The organism is Desulfoluna sp. CYM3A (assembly GCF_056829965.1).
Map to the genome: position 1 here is coordinate 2,469,257 of NZ_CP186556.1, position 20,320 is coordinate 2,489,576.

Annotated in this window: 19 protein-coding genes and 2 tRNA genes; 11 read left to right on the forward strand and 10 right to left on the reverse strand. The window is 58.4% G+C overall.

Annotated elements, in window-relative coordinates:
* The first annotated feature begins 600 nt into the window (after nucleotides 1-600).
* From ACOYW1_RS12635 to ACOYW1_RS12660, 6 genes are all read left to right on the forward strand, one after another.
* Nucleotides 601-1,140, forward strand: coding sequence for a branched-chain amino acid ABC transporter substrate-binding protein (locus ACOYW1_RS12635; protein WP_482423068.1), 540 nt, complete (start codon nucleotides 601-603; stop codon nucleotides 1,138-1,140).
* Nucleotides 1,103-1,660, forward strand: coding sequence for a branched-chain amino acid ABC transporter substrate-binding protein (locus ACOYW1_RS12640; RefSeq protein ID WP_482423069.1), 558 nt, complete (start codon nucleotides 1,103-1,105; stop codon nucleotides 1,658-1,660). The genes ACOYW1_RS12635 and ACOYW1_RS12640 overlap by 38 nt, the downstream gene beginning before the upstream one ends.
* Before the next feature lie 104 nt (nucleotides 1,661-1,764).
* Complete coding sequence (locus ACOYW1_RS12645; RefSeq protein ID WP_482423070.1) at nucleotides 1,765-2,673, forward strand: branched-chain amino acid ABC transporter permease; 909 nt, start codon at nucleotides 1,765-1,767, stop codon at nucleotides 2,671-2,673.
* Nucleotides 2,674-2,738: 65 nt separating this feature from the next.
* Nucleotides 2,739-3,992 carry an ABC transporter permease subunit gene (locus ACOYW1_RS12650; RefSeq protein WP_482416180.1) on the forward strand — a complete coding sequence of 418 codons (1,254 nt, stop codon included), beginning with the start codon at nucleotides 2,739-2,741 and terminating at the stop codon, nucleotides 3,990-3,992.
* A gap of 1 nt (nucleotide 3,993) precedes the next feature.
* Nucleotides 3,994-4,791 (forward strand): ABC transporter ATP-binding protein, encoded by a 798-nt coding sequence (locus ACOYW1_RS12655; RefSeq protein WP_482423071.1) that lies wholly within the window; start codon nucleotides 3,994-3,996, stop codon nucleotides 4,789-4,791.
* Nucleotides 4,784-5,491 carry an ABC transporter ATP-binding protein gene (locus ACOYW1_RS12660; RefSeq protein WP_482423072.1) on the forward strand — a complete coding sequence of 236 codons (708 nt, stop codon included), beginning with the start codon at nucleotides 4,784-4,786 and terminating at the stop codon, nucleotides 5,489-5,491. The genes ACOYW1_RS12655 and ACOYW1_RS12660 overlap by 8 nt, the downstream gene beginning before the upstream one ends.
* Nucleotides 5,492-5,589: 98 nt before the next feature.
* Here ACOYW1_RS12660 and ACOYW1_RS12665 read toward each other — a convergent pair whose 3' ends face one another.
* On the reverse strand, nucleotides 5,590-6,048 hold the full coding sequence (locus ACOYW1_RS12665; RefSeq protein WP_482416177.1) for a hypothetical protein: 459 nt from the start codon (nucleotides 6,046-6,048) through the stop codon (nucleotides 5,590-5,592).
* A 468-nt stretch (nucleotides 6,049-6,516) separates the two neighbouring features.
* Here ACOYW1_RS12665 and ACOYW1_RS12670 point away from each other — a divergent pair, with 468 nt between their 5' ends.
* Entirely contained in the window at nucleotides 6,517-7,314 is a 798-nt protein-coding gene (locus ACOYW1_RS12670) for a pterin-binding domain-containing protein (RefSeq protein WP_482423073.1), read from the forward strand.
* Nucleotides 7,315-7,374: 60 nt separating this feature from the next.
* On the opposite strand, the gene ACOYW1_RS12675 is transcribed toward ACOYW1_RS12670, so the two are convergent.
* The 8 genes from ACOYW1_RS12675 to ACOYW1_RS12710 form a co-directional block, all read right to left on the reverse strand.
* Entirely contained in the window at nucleotides 7,375-9,543 is a 2,169-nt protein-coding gene (locus ACOYW1_RS12675) for an acetate--CoA ligase family protein (RefSeq protein ID WP_482423074.1), read from the reverse strand.
* A gap of 304 nt (nucleotides 9,544-9,847) precedes the next feature.
* Nucleotides 9,848-10,522, reverse strand: coding sequence for a hypothetical protein (locus ACOYW1_RS12680; protein ID WP_482423075.1), 675 nt, complete (start codon nucleotides 10,520-10,522; stop codon nucleotides 9,848-9,850).
* The gene (locus ACOYW1_RS12685) at nucleotides 10,440-10,952 is read right to left on the reverse strand and encodes a hypothetical protein (protein WP_482423076.1); all 513 of its coding nucleotides are present in this window, start codon (nucleotides 10,950-10,952) and stop codon (nucleotides 10,440-10,442) included. The genes ACOYW1_RS12680 and ACOYW1_RS12685 overlap by 83 nt, the downstream gene beginning before the upstream one ends.
* A gap of 32 nt (nucleotides 10,953-10,984) precedes the next feature.
* A complete protein-coding gene (locus ACOYW1_RS12690; protein WP_482423077.1) occupies nucleotides 10,985-11,752 on the reverse strand; it encodes a hypothetical protein in 768 nt (255 codons plus the stop codon).
* 509 nt (nucleotides 11,753-12,261) lie between these two features.
* Entirely contained in the window at nucleotides 12,262-13,338 is a 1,077-nt protein-coding gene (gene traF / locus ACOYW1_RS12695) for a conjugal transfer protein TraF (RefSeq protein WP_482423078.1), read from the reverse strand.
* Between the two features lie 53 nt (nucleotides 13,339-13,391).
* Nucleotides 13,392-13,577 (reverse strand): hypothetical protein, encoded by a 186-nt coding sequence (locus tag ACOYW1_RS12700; RefSeq protein WP_482423079.1) that lies wholly within the window; start codon nucleotides 13,575-13,577, stop codon nucleotides 13,392-13,394.
* Nucleotides 13,544-14,110: a hypothetical protein gene (locus ACOYW1_RS12705; protein WP_482423080.1), complete on the reverse strand. Its 567-nt coding sequence runs from the start codon at nucleotides 14,108-14,110 to the stop codon at nucleotides 13,544-13,546. Before ACOYW1_RS12705 ends, ACOYW1_RS12700 begins: the two co-directional genes overlap by 34 nt.
* Nucleotides 14,111-14,534: 424 nt before the next feature.
* On the reverse strand, nucleotides 14,535-14,738 hold the full coding sequence (locus tag ACOYW1_RS12710) for a hypothetical protein (protein WP_482423081.1): 204 nt from the start codon (nucleotides 14,736-14,738) through the stop codon (nucleotides 14,535-14,537).
* A 409-nt stretch (nucleotides 14,739-15,147) separates the two neighbouring features.
* Between ACOYW1_RS12710 and ACOYW1_RS12715 the strand changes: the two genes are divergently transcribed.
* Nucleotides 15,148-18,135 (forward strand): UvrD-helicase domain-containing protein, encoded by a 2,988-nt coding sequence (locus tag ACOYW1_RS12715; RefSeq protein WP_482423082.1) that lies wholly within the window; start codon nucleotides 15,148-15,150, stop codon nucleotides 18,133-18,135.
* Entirely contained in the window at nucleotides 18,066-18,500 is a 435-nt protein-coding gene (locus ACOYW1_RS12720; RefSeq protein WP_482423083.1) for a 3'-5' exonuclease, read from the forward strand. Before ACOYW1_RS12715 ends, ACOYW1_RS12720 begins: the two co-directional genes overlap by 70 nt.
* A gap of 85 nt (nucleotides 18,501-18,585) precedes the next feature.
* On the opposite strand, the gene ACOYW1_RS12725 is transcribed toward ACOYW1_RS12720, so the two are convergent.
* On the reverse strand, nucleotides 18,586-19,527 hold the full coding sequence (locus ACOYW1_RS12725; RefSeq protein ID WP_482423084.1) for a bifunctional riboflavin kinase/FAD synthetase: 942 nt from the start codon (nucleotides 19,525-19,527) through the stop codon (nucleotides 18,586-18,588).
* 167 nt (nucleotides 19,528-19,694) lie between these two features.
* Here ACOYW1_RS12725 and ACOYW1_RS12730 point away from each other — a divergent pair.
* Nucleotides 19,695-19,781, forward strand: a tRNA-Leu gene (locus tag ACOYW1_RS12730).
* Nucleotides 19,782-20,017: 236 nt separating this feature from the next.
* Nucleotides 20,018-20,104: transfer RNA gene (locus ACOYW1_RS12735), tRNA-Leu, on the forward strand.
* Nucleotides 20,105-20,320: the final 216 nt, after the last annotated feature.

The window sequence follows — 20,320 nt, forward strand, 5'->3', positions numbered from 1 at the left end:
AATGGATTTTCAAGGAAACACGCCCGCGCCATTCCTAAAAGGCGCGCATCCTCTCCAAGCCTGCCATTGCTGATCTACACATCAATACAAGTAATACAAATCTTATTTATAATCTACTAAAACCAAACAAATCGAGTCAACAGGCCGTCATCATGGAAAAATACGGACAACGTCGCCTGCATCCCCCGAGAGCATTGACAACAGGTTCCCGAGGCCATCCGTTTCACGGATGATAGGGAATCATAATTCCCGTTTTTTCAAGCCTATGCCATGCCCATGGACCTGTCAAGTAAAACTCTGTAAATACAAAAGAAACCACCTGAAATACTTAAGGATATTCCCACCAGGAACCCCGATGTTTCACGTAATTGCAATTGACTTTTACGCAAAGGTTATATTATGAAAAAAGATTACTGACTCGTCCCCACAATATCTCTCATTAAGAAAATACAAGGGTGCACGATTTGGTGTTGTTTTGCAAATTTAATTCGGTTTTTCACTCAATTCCAATCAAAAGGGAGACTCATGAAACGGTTTCGTATTTCTTTAACCGCTACGGTATTGTCGGTATTGTTCGCGCTGTGTCTCACAGCTGGCCAGGTGTTTGCGGCTGACACCATCAAGCTCGGAGTCGCAGGCGCTCACAGTGGGGACCTCGCCTCCTACGGTCTTCCCACAGTCAACGCCGCCCGCTTTGTTGTCGCCGATATCAACGCCGCCGGCGGCGTCCTCGGAAAGCAGGTTGAGCTGATCACCGAAGACGACGTCTGCAAGCCCGAAGTGGCCGCAAGTACCGCCACCAAACTTGTCACCAGCAACGTGGATATCGTCCTCGGCCACATCTGCAGCGGCGCCACCAAGGCAGCCCTGGGCATCTACAACGGTGCCGGTCTTGTCTGCATCTCCCCGTCCGCCACCGCTCCGGACCTCACCGTAAGCGGCGACTACCCCAACTTCTTCCGCACCATCGCCCACGACAAGGTCCAGGCCGAACTCCAGGTCAAATTCGTCATCGAAACCCTGGGCGCCAAAATCGCCCGGTGCCATCCTCCACGACAAGGGCGACTACGGCAAAGGCGCGGCCCTGCTGGCCAAAGAATTTGTGGAGGCCAGCCCCAAGGCCGAGGTGGTTCTCTTTGAAGGCGTCACCTCCGGGTCCGTCAGCTTCGGCCCCATTGTCCAGAAGGTGAAGCGCTCCCGCGCCGATGTTGTCATCTGGGGCGGCTACCACTCCGACGCCTCCAAGATCATCCGCCAGATGAACAAAAAGAAGGTAAAATCCCTGTTCGTGGGCGCCGACGGCCTCAAGGACGAGACCTTCATCAAGGTGGCCGGTAAAGATGCCGAAGGCGTCTACGTTTCCGGCCCCATGGACTACTCCAAGAACCCCCTTGCCATCAAAGCCAAGGAGCAGCACCTGAAGGCCTTCGGCGAAGACCCCGGTGCCTTCTACCTGGAAGCGTACGCTGCCACCCTGGCCATCCTCAATGCCGTTGAAAAAGCCGGTTCCACGGACTACGACGCCATCGTCAAGGCCCTGAGAACCGAAGATGTGGACACCCCCCTGGGCAAGATCCGTTTCGACGAAAAGGGCGACCCCATCGGCGTGGGCTTCACCATGTACCGGGTTCAGGGCGGCAAATTTGTCGAGCTGAACTAAGACCGGCCCCTAATGCCTGACCGCAACATCAAACAGGGGCGGGCCCGTAAAGGGACCGCCCCGAAAGCAGGACCGGCCACGTTAGGGCCGTTGGAGACGGACATATGGATCTGGAGTATTTTCTGGAACTCTTTCTGGGAGGCCTGGTGAAGGGCAGTATCTACGCCCTCATCGCCCTGGGGTACACCATGGTGTACGGCATCATCGAATTGATCAACTTTGCCCACGGCGAAATCTACATGCTGGGGGCCTACACCGCCCTTATCGTCGCCAGCGTCCTGACGGTCCTGGGCTTTCCGCACCTGGCCATCGTTATCATGGCGGGGCTGGCGGCCATCATCTGGGCCTCGGCCTACGGCTTCACCGTGGAAAAGGTGGCCTACAAGCCCCTGAGGAAAGCCCCGAGGCTCTCCCCCCTCATCAGCGCCATCGGTATGTCCATCTTTCTCCAGAACTACGTGCTTCTGGCCCAGACCGACAAGTTTCTCCCCTTTCCCGAACTGATTCCTGAATTCGACTTCTGGGAACCCTACTCCCATATCATCGGATCCCCCTCCCTTGTGATCCTCATCTCCACCGTCGTGATCATGATGCTTCTGACCTACATCATCAAATACACCACCATGGGCAAGGCCATGCGCGCCACGGCCCAGGACCGCACCATGGCGATGCTGGTGGGCATCTCCGTGAACAAGGTAATCTCCTTTACCTTTGTTATCGGCTCCAGCCTGGCCGCCATCGGCGGTGTGCTGGTGGCCTCCCAGATGGGACAGATCAACTTTTACATCGGTTTCATGGCGGGCATCAAAGCCTTCACCGCAGCCGTCCTCGGAGGCATCGGCAGCATTCCCGGAGCCGTGCTCGGGGGGCTTGTCCTCGGCATGACCGAGAGCCTGGCCACCGGCTACATCTCCAGCGATTATGAAGATGTCTTCGCCTTTGCCCTGCTGGTCCTGATTCTCATCTTCAGGCCTGCCGGTCTCCTCGGGCGCAACACCACCCAGAAGGTTTGATCGGGTGCGGCTCGCCCCCGGTCGGGCCGTCCTTCGGAACCGCAACCATGGATACAGGACCCAGGATGTTCAAGTTATCTGAAATAAAAAAATCGTTTGTCGTCGCCCTCTGGTTTATCTTTCTCACCTTTCCCATCATGGTGATCAAGGTAAACACCATTGAAAACGCCATCACCTGGCGATGGCGCAACATGTTCATGATCGGCATCGGGAGCTTTGTGGTCTCCCTGATCTGGCGCTACCTCCAGGAGAGCCAGGCCGCCGGCAAGAGCCCCCTCTCCCTGCTCACCGGCAACCGCCTTGCAAAGCGCATGGCAAAGGCCCCCCTCTCGGACCGCCCCACGAAGGACGGAGTCATCCGGGAGTCCAACCCCATGATCCAGCGCACCTTCTACGGACTCCTGGTGGTGGCGGCCCTCCTCTTTCCCTTTGTGAACCAGTACCAGACCACCATCCTCACCACGGCCCTCATGTACGTGATCCTGGGCCTCGGCCTCAACATCGCCGTGGGCCTGGCAGGGCTCCTTCACCTGGGGTACGTGGCCTTTTACGCGGTGGGAGCCTACACCTACGCCCTTTTGAACATGCACTTCGGCATCGGCTTCTGGGCCGCCCTTCCCCTGGGCGGGATCCTGGCCACCGTCTTCGGCATCGCCCTGGGCATCCCGGTGCTGCGCCTGCGGGGAGACTACCTGGCCATCGTCACCCTGGGCTTCGGGGAGATGACCCGCATCACCCTGGAAAACTGGGACGCCCTCACCCACGGCCCCAGCGGCATCGCCCAGATCCCCAAACCCGGCCTTTTGGGCATGGAACTCACCACCCAGCAGGGCATCATGTATGTCTACTACCTGGCCGTGGGCCTAGCCGCCCTGACGGTCTTTGCCACCTACAGGCTCCAGAACTCCCGCATCGGCAGGGCGCTCATGGCCATGCGCGAAGACGAGATCGCCTCCCAGGCCATGGGCATCAACATCACCCGCACCAAGCTCACCGCCTTTGCCTTAAGCGCCTTTTTCGCGGGAATGGCCGGGGTTCTGTTTGCCGCCAAGACAGGCTTCATCAACCCCCAGAGCTTCACCTTCATGGAGTCTGCCATCATCCTGTCCATCGTGGTCCTGGGGGGCATGGGGTCCATTCTGGGGGTCATCATCGGCGCCCTGATCCTCATCCTCCTGCCCGAGTACCTGCGGGAGGTGGGCAACTACCGCATGCTGCTCTTCGGCGCCAGCATGGTGGTGATGATGATCTTCCGCCCCCAGGGAATCATCGCCAACGTACGCAAGATTTACAAGATCGACAGGGGAGGACGGAACTAGCATGGCCACCGAAAAAATACTGGACGTCAAACAGCTCACCATGGACTTCGGAGGCCTCCGCGCCCTGAACCATGTGGACCTGACCATCGAAAAAGGCGAAATCGTCGCCCTCATCGGCCCCAACGGAGCAGGAAAAACAACCTTCTTCAACTGCGTGACGGGCATCTACACACCCACCGGCGGAGACGTATTCCTGGGGGACGGCACCCGTCACCCCACCCGCATCAACGGCATCAAGCCCAACCGCATCGCTGCCCTCGGCATGACCCGGACCTTCCAGAACATCCGTCTCTTCCAGAACATGACGGTGCTGGAAAACGTCATGATCGGACGGCATATCCGAACCCGGTCCGGCATCTTCAGTGCCCTGACCCGGACACCTTCGGCCCGCCGGGAAGAAAAACAGATCACCGACGACGCCTACGGGCTCCTTGAAAAGGTGGACCTGGCGGATTGGGCCGATGAGTTTGCCAAAAACCTGCCCTACGGAGCCCAGCGGCGCCTGGAGATTGCCCGGGCCATGGCCACGGACCCCGTCCTTCTGCTCCTGGACGAGCCTGCCGCCGGCATGAACCCCCAGGAGACCCAGGAGCTCGACACCCTGATCCGAAAAATCCGGGATGAAGAGGAGATCACCATCCTCCTCATCGAGCACGACATGAAGCTGGTCATGAACCTCTCCGAACGCATCTACGTCATGGACTACGGAAGCAGGATCGCCACCGGCACCCCCATGGAGATCAAGAACAACCCCGCCGTTATCAAGGCATATCTCGGAGAAGAGGTGGTCGATGCTTAAGCTCAGCAACATCAACACGTTTTACGGAAACATCCAGGCCTTGAAGGACCTCTCCATCGAGATCAACGAGGGAGAAATCATCACCCTCATCGGTGCCAACGGGGCCGGCAAGACCACCACCCTCATGTCCATCTCCGGTGTGGTGCCCCCCCGATCCGGGGAGATTACCTTTGACGGGGTCCCCATCCACGCCATGAGCCCGGAAAAAATCGTCAAGATGGGCCTCTGCCAGGTGCCCGAAGGGCGACGCATCTTCCCCCAGCTGAGCATCCTGGAAAACCTCGACATGGGCGCTTATCTCCGGGAGGACAAAACCGGGGTCCGGCAGGACCTTGAGTACGTCATGGACCTCTTCCCCATCCTCAAGGAGCGGCGCCACCAGGCAGGCGGCACCCTTTCGGGGGGCGAACAGCAGATGCTGGCCATCTCACGGGCCCTCATGGCCCGGCCGCGCCTCCTGCTGCTGGACGAGCCTTCCCTGGGCCTGGCTCCCCTGATCATCCGCCAGATCTTTGACATCATCACCCGTATCAACAAAGAGAGCGGCACCACCATCTTCCTTGTGGAACAGAACGCCAACCTGGCCCTGAAATCTGCCCACCGCGGCTATGTCATGGAAAACGGCGCCGTGACCCTCTCGGACACCGCCGAGAACCTCCTGGCCAATGAAGAGGTAAAAAAGGCGTACCTCGGCATCTGATACGCCGTCACCCACCTTTAAAAAATACGAAGGGGCATCTCCACCGTGCTTGCCGGTGGAAACGCCCCTTTGGTTTGTTCTTCCATACCTCTCCTCCGCTACTGGATGGACACCACCTCTTTCACTGCGATGACATGATCGATCTGGGCCCTGGAGGCCTCATTGAGGGCCAGGAACCGCACCTTGCACAGACGCTTGCTTGATTTTCCAGGCCCCCGCTCATCCAAAGGGGTATCCGAAATCACTTTAAAAGGAAGGTTGTCCGCCAGGAACCCCCGACCCGTCACCACGATTTCCGCGCTTGAGAGAAGCCCCTGCTCCAGGGGCGGTTCGCCGAAATAAAAAAAGCTCATGGATTCATGACTGATGGAGAGCACCTGACAAATCTGAGGTGCCTTTTCAGGAATCACCGCATACACGCCGTCGGAAAGCCACGCCAACCCGCGGGGCGCTCTTTTGTCACACAGCTCACCCTGAAGTGCTTTTTCAGCTTTCTGACGCATGAGGCATCGATGGCACATGGTGACATCCAGACGACGTTCCTTTTGCTCCAACATAATAGACCTCCATGATCTGTACATTACTGATTTCAGGTGAGATGAGGCGAAGATCGCTGAAGTGTCAAACCCGGCCGATCCGCTGAGGAGGTTGCAAAAATCACTGTTGACAGGAGTCTTCGGGTATCAGAGGATGGGATTTTCCGAACAGACTGCGTTCTTTGCCGTAACGTGTGTTTACTTCGACGTGGGGTCCATAATATTTTGGAGGTGATGCTTTGTCTATAGATACACCTTATCATTTTCATGGGCATTCCCCCCGAAGGAACGTTGCTTCATACAAATTCCCGGGACAATCCCACGTACCTGCCCCTTTTTTATCCAGGAGAAACCCCCAGGGTTTCTGTTTTCATGTGGGAACAATCAGGAAAAAGCCCCGGAAAAAGCGATATGGGCCGCAACCTGACTCCATTGCCCGGATTCAGGCCCCGAGCACCCCTGACGCCAACCCATGAAAGGGCCTCTGCCATGCGTATCGTTTCCGACAACTTTCAACTTATCAACCCGATTCTTCAGGATGCTGTGGCCCGAAAAGACACCTCGGCCATGGAAGCCGTCATCCATGGGCTCCTGTCCGCCGGGGCCCACGCCATCGACCTGAACATCGGCCCCCTGGCCGGGCGCAACCCTGCGGTGGTCCCCTACCTCATCGATGTGGTGCGGGGCATCACGCCTCTGCCCCTGTTCATTGATTCTCCCCATGCGGAGCCCGCGCGCCAGGCCCTGGAAACGGGCCACTCGGACATCCACATCAACGGGTTTTCCCTCCAGCCCCACCGCCTGGCCGCGTTTCTCCCCCTGATGGCTCAGTATGAACAGGCCCGTTTTGTGGGATACCTGCTCACGGAAACCGGGGCGGTCCCCACAGAACCCGACGGACGGCTCCATGTGGCAGCCCACCTCTTCACGGCCGTTGCCGAGGCAGGCACAGACCTCCTGGACCGGCTCATCGTGGACCCGGTGGTGGTGCCCCTGCTCTGGGACGAAGGCGCGTTCCAGGCCCTGGAGGTGATCCGCACCCTGCGAGCCCTGGAGGAACTTGCCGGACGGCCCGTCCAAAGCATGGCCGGGCTCTCCAACCTCACCAGCGGCAAGGTCCCCGAGGACAAGCGCAAAACCATGGAGCACACCTACATCCCCCTGCTGGCCGAAGCCGGGCTGGATTACATCCTCATGAACACCAACCGGAAGGAGAGCGTCCGCGCGGTCCACGCCGCCAACCTCCTCACCGGCGGTCTCCCCTTCTCCTGGGAAGCCCTGAAATAAAAAAACGCCGTGGAGCCTTTCTCCACGGCGTTTTTTATGTGTGTCAAACAGTCTTTCCCTTTACGGCTCGGTGGGCTCGTCACCCCCATCGTCGCAGCCAGGCTCGGAGAGATCCTTCAGGCGCAGGACAATGTCGGCCACGGTGGCCCCTTTGCCCTTGGGGTGCACCAGCATGGGGTTGATATCCAGCTCCCGGATCTCCGGGTGATCGGTCACCATCCGCGCCACCCGGGCCAGGCATTTTTCGATCTCCTCGATATCGGCAACGGGCTTGCCCCTGAACCCGGTGAGCAGGGGATAGGCCCGAATGCTCTTGATCATGCGACGCGCCGTGTTGCGACCAAAGGGGGCCACACGAAAGACCACGTCCTTAAAGAGCTCCACAAAGATCCCGCCGAAACCAAACATCACCATGGGGCCGAACTGCTCATCCTGCTTGGTGCCGATGATCACCTCTTCCCCTGCCATGGCCATCTGCTGAACCAGGACCCCCCGAATGCGGGCGTCTTCCTTGTAGGCTTCGGCACACGCAAGGATATCGGCGTAAGCAGCCTCCACCTCGGCGGGCTCGCGGATCCCCACCCGGACCCCTTTGGCGTCGGATTTGTGGATGATATCGGGCGAGACAATCTTCATCACCACGGGGTACCCGATGCGCCGCGCGATGTCCACGGCCTCCGACGACGAGGTGGCGATCTCCATGTCCAGGGTCCTGAGTCCGTAGCATTGAAGGATGCTGCTCCCCTCGTACTCGCCCAGGAGGGTATCTCCGTTGTCCAGGTGCCCCCGGATAAGGGCCCGGGCCCGCTCCTCATCGACCTCCAGCTTGTACTGGGGAAGGACCCGCCGGCTCAGCCAGCAATGGGCAAGATAAAGCTTTCCCAGCACCTTGGCCGCGTTTTCGGGGAAATCGTACACCGGCACGCCGGCCTTCTGGAGGATCTTCACCCCGGGGGAGACGTCCACAACCCCCATAAAGGCACAGGTGATGGGTTTCAAGGTCCGACGGGATATCTCGGAGATGGCCGTGGCCGTGCCGATGGCATCGGTCATGGACTGGGGGGTCAGGATGATGAGGGCGCCGTCCACCCCTTCGTCGCTGATCACCGTGGTCAAGGCGTTTTCGTAACGGTCCCGGGCGGCGTCCCCGATGACGTCCACCGGGTTGTTGAAGTTGGCCGTGGGGGGCAGGTGGCGCTTGAGTTCTTCCACGGTCTCTTCGCTGAACACGGCAAGGTTCATGCCCGCGTTTTCCGTCATGTCCGTGGCGATGATCCCCGGCCCCCCCGCGTTGGTGACGATGGCGATGTTCCGCCCGGTGGGGTACTTCCTCGGAGAGAAGCCCTGGGCCAGGTCAAACAGCTCGTTCACCGACTCGCAGCGGATGATACCGGCTTCTGCAAACAGCGCGTCGTATACCGCGTCCGTTCCGGCCAAAGAGCCGGTATGGGACGCCGCGGCGGCTGCACCGGCCACCGAGCGACCCGACTTGATCACCAGCACAGGGGTGGGGTTGTCCCCGGAGGTGATCTCCTTGGCCACGTCGATGAACTCCTTGCCCTTGCGCCCGAGTTCCTCCATATAAATCATGATCACGTGGGTCTCCGGATCCGCGTGGTAATACCGAAGCAGGTCCAGCTCATCCACGTCGGCCTTGTTTCCGATGGAGACAAACTTGGAGAAGCCGAAGCCGCGATCCGCCGCAAAGTCAAGGACCGCCGTGCAGAGGGCCCCGCTCTGGGAGATAAAGGAGATGTTGCCTTTGGAGGGCATGCGCGCAGAGAAGCTGGCGTTCAGAGACACGGTGGGCGACGGGTTGATCACCCCCAGGCAGTTGGGCCCCACGATGCGGATCCCCGCCTCCTTGCAGATGACCTTGATCTTCTCCTCGATCTCCAGGCCTTCTCCCCCCACTTCCTTAAAGCCCGCCGAGATGATCACCACCCCTTTGACCTTTTTGATCACGCACTGCTCAATGGCCTTCAGGGCAGCCGGAGGGGGCAGGATGATCAGGGCCAGGTCGATGGGGTCGGGGATGGAGAGGATCGACTCGTAGCAGCGAACGCTCAGGATGGATTTCGCTTTGGGGTTCACCGGGTAGAGGGTGCCCTGGAACCCCCCGTGCAGGATATTGCTGAAGATGTCGTGGCCCACCTTTCCCTTGGTGGTAGACGTGCCGAGAACGGCAATGGATTGAGGTGAAAAGATGGCGTCCAGACTGTGTCCCATGGGTCGACCTCCTTGGCTGTGGGTTGATGTCAAATCGGCAGAAACCTTTGAGCATCAAAGCAACGACAGCCACCTAGGCATTCCGGCCCCTTTCCCTTCCGGCGCAGGACAAAAAAACACCTTGCAGGTGGCGAGAAAACAAGGAAACGCAAAATCTTCGTTTGCAGTAAACCCCATTTTGAAGGATCATGTCAAACAGTTCCCCTTCAAGGGACTCCGAACTCACGAAAAAAACAAAAACGGAGCTGCCCTGAAGCGGCTCCGTTCCCTTTTTTCGTCAACATCCCGTCAACATATAAAAAAACTACCAGCTCCACCCCACGGAGAGCTGGGCCGCATACCGACGGTCCTCTTTCTGGCCTCCGGTGACACCGATCTCCTCTCCGTAGGTGGCCGCATCAAGCCGCAAAAAGGAAACATCCACAGTCACCCCGGCCGTGTAATACCCCTGGGAAAGCCCGGCCCGGAGGGTCAGCAGCACGGGGAACACGAGTTCGGCCCCCATGTGAAGCTTCTTCTCCGTGGAACCGTCTCCGGTGAGGTTGTCCGTGATGTCGTGGTAATCAAAGGCCTCGGTGAGGGAAAACCCGAAAAACCGCTGGGTAAAGGCAACCCCTGCATTGAACTGGGACTCCTGGTCCCGGGCCTCCCCGAAATCCATCTCCCGGATGTTGATGCCCGCAACGCCCAGACTGACGTCGGTCACCCCTTCAATCTCCCTGCGCCAGATCATACCCAGGTCAAAGGAGGCATCACTCCCGTCCACCTGGTCGTCGTCAAGGGTGTCCTCAAAATCTCCGTCGGCGATATCCAGGGCCGTATAGGTCTCCATGATGCTGCTGCGGTTCAAGGCCGTCACGCCCACCCCGAGGCTCAGGCCCGGCACATGGGGAAGCTCATAGCCCGCACCGGCCTTGCCACCGTAATCGATATCGGAGACGATTCGGAGTTCCGGATAGACCGGGTTGCGAATGGTCAAATCCGCCGTGGCCTCGCTGAACCCCTGCCACCATCACGCCCACGTTGCCCAGGCGAAACCCCGCATGAATATCCGCCCCCAGGGTGATGTGATGGTTCTCCCCCACGTACTTTCGCAACAATTCGGTGACCTCGATGACATCGTCTTGATCGATGTCGTCGTAATCGCTGTACAGGTCAAAGGTATCCTCGGAGGCGACCACCATGGGGTTGAGGATCCCCAGGCTCCCTCCCCGGAGCCTGCTCAGGCCGGCGGGGTTGTAGTCCAAAGCGTTCCGGTCGTCGGCCACGGCGGTAAAGGCCCCGCCCATGCCCAGGGGCCGCACGCCCATGAGAACCGACCGATACGGCTCGCACCTTCCGGTGGCCGCCGGAAGAAAAAGCAGGACAGCAACAAGAAGGTATCGTACTGTGTACACAGGGTTTCCCATGGGTCTCTCCGTGTGCATGCCGGTTTCGGGCTCTACTCCCCCAGGGTGTTGACATAGTCGATCAACTCGATAAAGGAGACATCCCCGTCTCCGCCTGTATCGATCTCTCCAAGGAACGCCTCGAACTCCCTTCCCAGAACGTTTCCCGGCCCAAGGGCCGCTGCGGCCAGTGAGACAAAACCGACATCCCGGTTAATCTGCGCGAGCTCCTCCGGCGTGATACGCAAGGTGACAAAGTCCCCGGCAACCAGACCTCGGGCCTCTTTTATCCAGGCCTCGGTGAGCCCCACGAAATCTGGGGGCGTAAAGCGGTCCCCGAAGTTGCGGCAAAAAATCTGGCCGAGGATCAGCACCGCATCAGTGAGCCCGTAGATCCCCAGCTTGGCCTTGCTGTAATCGCTCAAACCGGATGTGCCCCCAGCAGACCCAATGAGCGCGATGATGGCCTGATCCATAATCGAGAGCTTCGCACCGATCTCGGAACAGGCCAGAAGCCCCACGTCTCCTTGGCCCAGCATCCTGCCGAACTGATCGATGGTGCCGCCGCCATCAGCCGCACCGCTGTATATGGCTATACTGTCGACGCCTGCCTTTCCCGCGTAGGCCGTGGAGAGAGTCTCCAGCACCTCCCCGGTCTGCTCCAGACCGGTAAGAATGGCGATGGCCGTGTCATAGTCGCCGTCGTCAACGGCAATCCTGGCATCTTCGAGACGGGCCTCGTAGCTGTCGCCGTCATCACAGCCCGTGCCAAGGAATGCCAAAAACAGGGCACAGGCCAGAACGGCCGCGAGAGACCCCACAACGCATGAACCGAAACGGGTTGATTGCATCGTCCCTCCCGTGACTCAAATCCTGCCGGGTTGCAACGCATCACGGGGCGAATTCCAGAACCCACCGCCGGTCATGCGCCGAAATGTCTGTGTATGTAAGTCTTATAAGGTAAAGGGGCATGAAACCCAGTCCGCAGGTATTGGGGATCCCTGCTCAGGACGCGGGCTGCCACGGGCCGGGGAAACAGGCCCGGATGGGAACTCAGGACGCTCATGATAAAGGGGAGGTCGAATCGGTTGATTCTCAGGGGAGGTGCCGCATGCTGTATCGCATGTCCGTGTTTTTCATTATCGGGGAGAAGGGCCGTAAAGGCAAGGCTTTCTCCATGACGATGACGCCTGCCCCTCACAACCCCATGGGAGGGAGACCGCAGAAACGCCCTTGGTTCCATCCGCGCGCTTTCCTGTTCTCCGAAAAACGCGCGGATGTATATTACCGTATTCTTATAATGGTGGACCACCTTGCTCGGTATGCGTTCTTACCAGCTCCAGCCCATGGAGATCTGGGCCACATACCGTCGGTCCTCTTTCTGCCCGGCGTAGGCCCCCATCTCTTCTCCGTAGGTGGCCACATCAACACGCAGCACCTTGAAATCCAGGGTGGCACCGGCCGTGTAGTACCCCTGGGAGAGACCGCCCCTTAAGGCCAGGAGCATGGGAAACTTCAACTCAGCCCCCATATGAAGTTTCTTCTCCGTGGAGTCGTCTTCGGCGAGGTTGTCTGTGATGTCATGATAGTCAAAGGCCTCGGTCAGGGTGCACCCGAAAAAACTCTGGGTAAAAGCCACCCCGGCGTTGTACTGGGTTTTCTGGTCCCGTGCCTCCCCAAAGTCCATCTCCTTGATGTTGATTCCCGCAAGGCCAAGGCTCACACGGGTCAACCCTTCAATTTCGCTGCTCCAGATCATGCCCAGGTCAAAGGAGGCATCGTTGCCGTCCTTCTGGTCGTCTTCCAGGGTATCTTCAAAATCATCGTCTGCAATGTCCACGGCCGTGTACACCTCGTCGATGCTTTTCCGGCTCAGGGCCTTCACCCCCACGCCGATGCTCAGCCCCGGTATCATGGCCAGTTCATAGCCAATCCCCACCTGACCGCCGTAGTCGATGTCCGAGGTAAGGTGTAGTTCCGGGTAAGTGGGGTTTCGAATGGCCATGTCCGCATAACCCCGGCCCACGCCCGCCACCATCACCCCGGCGTTGCCCATGCGAAACCCCGCATACAGGTCGGCAGCCAGTTTCACGTGGTGGTTCTCGCCCACGTATTTCCTCAGCAGCTCGGTCACTTCAGCCGTGTCGTTCTCATCGATGTCGTCAAAATCATTGTAGAGGTCATAGCTGTCCTCGGAAGCCTCCACCAGGGGGTTGAGGATGCCCATGCCGAAATTCCGTGCCCGGCTCAGCCCTGCCGGGTTGTAGTCGATGGCGTTTTGATCATCGGCCACGGCGGTAAAAGCACCGCCCATGCCCAGGGGGCGCGCGCCCATGTTCATGGAGCGGTAGGGTTCGGTCCAGCCCGAGGAGGCCAGAAGAATAACAGCTGCCACCAAAATAGACATTTTTCCATACATCTTTAAAACCATCATCATCTCCGTTGTGCCTGGGGCCCTTATTAAATCGTGTTGAGGTACGTCACAAATTCCGTTGCGCTGACATAACCGTCGCTGCTGGTGTCGATCTCTTTCAAAAACGCATCAAACTCTTCGCCCAGGTCGTTGTTCTCAATGCCGGTCCCCAGGGCCGTAATCCCTGCTTCAACGGCATCTAAGTCCCCGTTGATGAGAACCATGGGGTCCACACCGTCCCCCAGGGCCAGGCCTGTGATGTCCGCTTCGACAAATCCCCCCCCAGGGCCCGGATGGCCTCTTCGGTGAGGGTCACATCTTTGTCGCCACCCTTTGACGAGATCATTTTACCCATCACCAGCACAATGTCGGTGAATCCGTAGATGGCAAGCTTGACCTTGCCGTCGTCATCGAGGTTGGCCGCCACACCTCCCACGGAGTCCAGGAGGATGGACTTGGCAAGGTCGATTTCAGAAAGCTTGGTTGATATGTCCGCAGCCGTGAGGATGTCGTCCTCTCCGGTCCCCAGCATTTTGCCGATGAGATCGATGCTCCCGTCCCCCGAGCCCCCGTCGTCCACCTGCTTCAGGATCTCAAAGGTGTCGATGCCTGCGAGCCCTGCATGGGCGGATGCAAGGACCTGGAGAACATCGGTCCCCACCATTCCGTCCAGCAGAGAGATCGCTTTGCTGTAATTGCCGTCGTCAATGGCCATCCGCGCCTCTTCCAGCTTCGATTCATGGCTCGACTCATCATCACACCCCACGGTGAAGGCACAAAAAAACAATAGACAGAAAAGCACCATTGCCACTCGCAACGGTGCCGCCGATTTACCGATGTTCACAGAATTCATAGTTCCCCTCAATAACGACTCAAAACGGTTCAACACCTGGGTGGCCCAAAGCAGGCGACACCCGCTGCATCGTCACACAACAGCGACCCGAAGACGCTGTTCAGCCCGCCCAGCGGCGCTACCCACCGGGGAACAGACCTGTTTGCTGACGATATATTTCCTATTCGTCACACCAAGGAGCATTCTTTAGATATAGGATGACTTAAAACCAGATTTTAAACTAGGGACAGACAACAAGGTGGGCAAATCATGGAAAGGAAAATGGCGGCTCAGCACAAAAAAAAGGCCCCGCATGTTTCCATGCGGGGCCCGGATAAGCTATGGTCAGGTATGGGGCTCAGTATTGCGGAGGCTCAAGGCCTCTCAGCCCAAGCATCGTCTCCAGGGATGCCACCCGTTCGTCCATCTCAATGAGGTAGGTCTCAAGCATATCGATATACTCTGCAAGCTTGCGTGATATGCGATATTCTTCTTCCTTGGAAGCCAGACGATTCATCCGATCCTCCATCGCCTTTCGTTCTCTTTGGTCCAAACCGGGCATCTCTTCCTCCCCCCTTACCTTTTAAAACGATTAAACCTCTGCCGACTGCAAATTACCACTCACCCCGCATCATATGAGATATTGAACGTCCCGTATATAAGTTAATACCATTAAAAATCCGGGAGAATTCCCCACGTCTCCCCGGGAACGGCAACACCAAAGAATTGCAGACATATCTTGACAATCACCCATCGTTCCCTCAGCTTGACTCTTGTGGTAAAACAGCCTGCCAGACAACGTACCGACACAGAAGCATATAGAGTCATATCCTTCTGCATCCATAGAAATGTAAAACGTCATCGATGCTTAGACAACGCTCCCCCGGCGCCCACCCGGATATTCCTGTGGACCTTTGCCCTGCGCCTGCACTATGATGTGCCCAACAAATGAACCACCTGCGGGGAGAATTATGCCGTTTATCGCCGATCTTCATATTCATTCTAAGTATTCACGGGCCACATCACGGGACCTTGACCTTGAAACCCTATACCGCCACGCCCGTCTCAAGGGCATCGACCTTCTCGGCACCGGTGATTTCACGCACCCGGCCTGGATGGCCGACATCGAGGAGAAACTTGTCCCCACCGGCGGCGGCCTTTTTACCTTAAGGCCCGACCTGGCCGAGGTATCCGCCGAGGGCCTGTCCCCTTCTGTTTCCGGGGAGCTCCACTACATGCTCTCCGCTGAGATCAGCTGCATCTACAAAAAAGACGGGGCCACCCGAAAAAACCACAACCTCGTTTTTTTCCCGAGCATCGACTCGGCCAAAGCCTTCAACAAAAAACTCGACGCCATCGGAAACATCACCTCGGACGGCAGACCGATCCTGGGCCTCGACGCCCGAGACCTCCTGGAAATCGTCCTTGAAACCGACGATTCCGGCGTCCTCATCCCTGCCCACATCTGGACCCCCTGGTTCTCCATGCTGGGGTCCAAATCCGGCTTTGACTCGGTGTCGGCCTGTTTCGGAGACCTGAGCGATCACATCTTTGCCGGTGAAACCGGCCTCTCCTCAGACCCACCCATGAACCGCCGGGTCTCCATGCTGGACGGCATCACCCTCATCTCCAACTCCGATGCCCATTCACCGGCCAAGCTTGCCCGGGAGGCCAACCTTTTTGACACGGAGCTCTCCTACGACGCCATCTTCCATGCCCTGAAGACCGAAGGAAACCCCGGCTTTGAGGGGACCCTGGAGTTTTTTCCCGAAGAGGGAAAATACCACATGGACGGCCACCGCAAATGCGGGGTAAGCCTGGATCCCCAGGAGTCGGTGGCCCTGGGAGACCTGTGCCCGGTATGCGGCAAACCCCTGACCCTGGGCGTGCTGCACCGGGTCCTCGCGCTGGCTGACCGGTCCGAAGAGGAGGCGGAGACCGTCTCCCCCCGCTACCCTGGGTTTGAGAGCCTCATTCCTTTGGAGGAAATTCTCTCGGAGATCTTCTCCGTGGGACCAAAATCCAAAAAGGTCCAGACACAGCTCTCGGGCCTCATCACCAAGCTGGGCCCTGAGCTTGCCATCCTGCGGGATCGCTCCCGCGACGAGCTTTCCGAATCAGGGATCCCCCTCCTCGGCGAGGCCATCATGCGTGTCCGGCAGCGCCGGGTAGTGCTCGAAGGAGGATTCGACGGGGAGTACGGGGTGGTCAAAGTCTTTTCAGAAGACGACAAGGCCGAGCTTCCCGGCCAGACCCTTCTCTTTCAGGTCCCCAATGCGCCCCCTGCGGATCGCATCCGTGAAGCAGGGCCATCTACCAAACCGGCGCCACCGGCCGTAAAAAAAAACGACACCGTTCCTGAGCCTTCAGCACCTCCCGCCAAAGGGCTAAACGCCTTGCAGGATGAAGCCGTCAACCATCCCCCGGGCCCCCTTCTCATCGTGGCAGGGCCGGGGACAGGCAAAACCCACACCATCACCCGGCGCATCGCACGCCTGGTTGAAAACGGCATCGACCCGGACTCCGTCCTTGCCATCACCTTCACCAACCGCGCCGCCGAGGAGATGGCCGAGCGCCTCCGGGGACTCATTGGCCACAGCATCCCCCTGGCCTGTACCTTCCACGCCCTGGCCCTGGATCTGTTGAACCAACGGGAAAAAACACCCGTGGCCATCGCCGACGACACCGCCAGAAACCGGCTGCTGAAGGAGGCGCTCCTAGTCTCTCTGTCTGCGGAAGAGCGCAAGGCCATGCGTCCCGGCCACCTGAGTCGACTCATCGAACGGGCGCGCCAGCAGCTCATCTCACCGGACGACGACCTCTCCAGAATCACGGAGATCCATGCAGATCTTTTCCGGCGCTGCTACAGCGCCTACGAACAGCTCCTGAAGCGAAACGGCCTCATGGATTTCGAAGGCCTGATTTTCCGACTTGTCCGGACACTGGAAGAAGACACCGACTTCCGATGCGAGCTCACCCGGCGGTTTGCGCATATCTTCATCGACGAATACCAGGACCTGAACCATGCCCAGTATCGCCTCACCCAGCTGCTGGCCCCCCAAGGCCACGCCATCTGCGTCATCGGTGACCCGGACCAGGCCATTTACGGGTTCCGGGGCTCTTCGGCCCACTACTTCCACCGGTTCCTCTCGGATCAGCCCGACGCAACCCGGATCACCCTGACCCAGAACTACCGATCCAGCAAAACCATCCTGGCGGCGTCGGGAAGCATCCTGGGACAACAAGTCGTCTACATCGACGGCGCCAGGCACATCACCATCCTCCCCTGCCGCAGCGGCGAGGAGGAGGCCGTTGCCATCGGAAAACAGGTCGAACAGCTCATCGGGGGCATGGGATTCCACTCCATGGATTTCGGTGGGGCCACCTGTAACGACACAGACCTGAGCTTCGGAGACATGGCGATCCTCACCCGCACCCATGCCCACGGAGTGGAAATCGCCGCAAAACTTACGGCAGCCGGGATTCCCTGTGCCGTCACAGCCAAAGGAGGCGCCTTCGACCACCCCGTCATGCACCGCTTCATCGCCGCCGTGAAGCTTGCCACGGACTGCGGAAGCCTCATGGACCTGGAGACCGCTCTTCCCCTGTTCACCGACAAGGCTGTGACCTTCCCCCTCTACCCCCCTGTCTCCAAGGACGGAACGCAGCTGAGCATGGCAGATCTCATCGCCAACCCTTACCTGCTCACCGACACCTGGTGCAGCGACCGGGAGGCGATGGTGGACGCCCTGGGAGCGATCCTGAAGCTTCGGATGGCCTGCGAAAGCCAGGCACCCGCCGTGCAGATCCGCTGCCTGCTTCCGATTTTTTTGCTGTTGCTGCGGAGTGCCAAAAAGACGAGGGGCTGGCTGACGCCCTCACAGCCCTCTTGGACCGGGCCGAGGCCTTTGAATCCCGGGGTTCCACGGCCCGGTTTCTCGCCCAGGCCGCCCTGGTAAAGGAGCAGGACACCCTTGCCGTCAAGGCTGAAAAAGTGAGCATCCTCACCCTTCACGCATCCAAGGGCCTTGAGTTTCCTGTGGTCTTCATCGCAGGATGTGAAGCTGGGAACATTCCCTTTGAACCTGCGTACGGAGAGCCCGGTGACCCCGAGGAAGAGCGCCGCCTCTTTTACGTGGGCATGACCCGTGCCAAAGACCGCCTCTTCCTGACCCACGCTGCCAGGCGCCTCCGCTTCGGCGAACCCGTGGAGTGCGCCCCTTCCCCCTACCTGGCCGACATCGAAGAACACCTGAAACAGAGCCAACAACGCACCCTCCCCCAAAAAAAGGCCCAGGGACCGGTGCAGATGTCCCTGTTCTAAACAGCCCCCAAAAACGCAAAAAGCCGGGCACCCGCTTCTGGGGTGCCCGGCTTCAGCCAAGTCAAATCAGTATGTCCGGCCGCGATCAGACGGCGGCGAGGTCCTTGAAAAGCACCCGTGCGTTGTCGATGTCCGCTTCGATCTGACGGGAGAGCTCGTCGATGCCCGAAAATTTCTGCTCGTCGCGCAGTTTCTGGATCATGTTGACCTTGATGGTCTCCCCGTAGATGTCACCGGAAAAGTCCAGGATATGGACCTCCACCGTAAAGATATGGTCGTCGAAGGTGGGGCTGTAGCCGATGTTGGCCACGCCCTGGAACTGCCCCAGGCTGCAATCCACAGTGACGGCATACACACCGGAGGCCGGGCAGAGTTCGTCGTTCAGGTTGATATTGGCCGTGGGAAACCCCAGGAGCTTGCCGCCCCGGTCCCGACCGGAGACCACTTTCCCCCGGACCTGGTAAAACCGGCCCAGAAGCTCCGGAGCCCGGTGCACCTCGCCCCGGCTGATGATCTCCCGAATTCGGGTGCTGCTGATACGCTTCTCCCCCAGGTTCACCCACTCCGGGGTAATCACATCAAAATTCATCTCTTCGCCAAACCGTTTCATCAGGGCTATATCCCCTTCCCGTTTGCGTCCGAAATAATAGTCGTTTCCGACAATGATGGCTTTCATCCCCAGCTTGCCGATCAGGAGATCCGTCACGAAGCGCCGAGCATCAATGGAAGAAAATTCTTTGGTAAAAGGCACGGTCACGAGTGCATCCACACCGCAGGCACCGATGAGCTCGGCCTTCTGCTCATGGATCGTGATAAGCGGCGGATGATCACCATTACAGAGAACCCGCTTCGGATGGGGTTCAAAGGTGACCGCAACGCTCCGGCCCCCGATCTGTGCCGCCCTGTCAACGGCCAATGAAAGAAGTGCCTGGAACCCTCCCCCACCAACCCTGTCTAAGTTACCGATGGTGATCACACTATTTTGGAAGGGATGCTCGATTCCCTCGAATCCTTCGTATAATTCCATGATATTTCAGCATATCTCCATTTTTCAACTTGACTGCGTATAAAAAGAAATTTATAAATTTTTTTGTTGGTAAAATCAATGTTTTTCCCATCTCCTTTTTCCTGGGCCTTTTTTGCAAAAAAGGCTTGATCAAGCCGAAAGGCGCTGCTATAACGCTTTCACAAATTGCCGAAGTGGTGGAATTGGTAGACGCGCTGGTTTCAGGGACCAGTGGGCGCAAGCCCGTGGGAGTTCGAGTCTCCCCTTCGGCACCAACTGAATTTAAAAGCCTCTGCTTGAAAAAGCAGGGGCTTTTTTGTTTTGTGCCCCGGGAGATGGCTCGCCTTAAACAGGAACCGCAGCAGGTAGCCACGGGTAACACGTGAGTCTCACATGGCATCCGGCGCGCCCACACGGGTTGCCGCGTTCCGGCCACAAAAAAAAGTCCCAATACGTGCGCAAAAAGGCTTGATCGGCGGACAAAGCGCTGCTATAACGCTTTTCACAAATCGCCGAAGTGGTGGAATTGGTAGACGCGCTAGTTTCAGGGACTAGTGAGAGCAATCTCGTGGGAGTTCGAGTCTCCCCTTCGGCACCAAACGAATTCAAAAGCCTCTGCTTGAAAAAAGCAGGGGCTTTTTTGTTTTCGGCACTCGCTGCACGTACCCCACGTCAGCCTGAAAGCCCCACGGCCCCGGATTTGCCGTTTGCCGTTCCACGTCATGTCATGTATATTTAATAAATCCTATCCTTGCCGTCTGATGTGGCGCCCTCGCGCCCAACGCATCGCCCAAATGCGCCCATGCCGGCTTCC

Bases quoted from the DNA above. Each gene is read 5' to 3' on its own strand.
- ACOYW1_RS12655 (WP_482423071.1), top strand. From the start codon at position 3,994: ATGGCCACCGAAAAAATACTGGACGTCAAACAGCTCACCATGGACTTC.
- traF (WP_482423078.1), bottom strand. From the start codon at position 13,338: ATGTCTATTTTGGTGGCAGCTGTTATTCTTCTGGCCTCCTCGGGCTGG.
- ACOYW1_RS12710 (WP_482423081.1), bottom strand. From the start codon at position 14,738: ATGCCCGGTTTGGACCAAAGAGAACGAAAGGCGATGGAGGATCGGATG.
- ACOYW1_RS12725 (WP_482423084.1), bottom strand. From the start codon at position 19,527: ATGGAATTATACGAAGGATTCGAGGGAATCGAGCATCCCTTCCAAAAT.
- ACOYW1_RS12665 (WP_482416177.1), bottom strand. From the start codon at position 6,048: ATGTTGGAGCAAAAGGAACGTCGTCTGGATGTCACCATGTGCCATCGA.
- ACOYW1_RS12715 (WP_482423082.1), top strand. From the start codon at position 15,148: ATGCCGTTTATCGCCGATCTTCATATTCATTCTAAGTATTCACGGGCC.
- ACOYW1_RS12660 (WP_482423072.1), top strand. From the start codon at position 4,784: ATGCTTAAGCTCAGCAACATCAACACGTTTTACGGAAACATCCAGGCC.
- ACOYW1_RS12670 (WP_482423073.1), top strand. From the start codon at position 6,517: ATGCGTATCGTTTCCGACAACTTTCAACTTATCAACCCGATTCTTCAG.
- ACOYW1_RS12675 (WP_482423074.1), bottom strand. From the start codon at position 9,543: ATGGGACACAGTCTGGACGCCATCTTTTCACCTCAATCCATTGCCGTT.
- ACOYW1_RS12685 (WP_482423076.1), bottom strand. From the start codon at position 10,952: ATGGGAAACCCTGTGTACACAGTACGATACCTTCTTGTTGCTGTCCTG.
- ACOYW1_RS12650 (WP_482416180.1), top strand. From the start codon at position 2,739: ATGTTCAAGTTATCTGAAATAAAAAAATCGTTTGTCGTCGCCCTCTGG.
- ACOYW1_RS12645 (WP_482423070.1), top strand. From the start codon at position 1,765: ATGGATCTGGAGTATTTTCTGGAACTCTTTCTGGGAGGCCTGGTGAAG.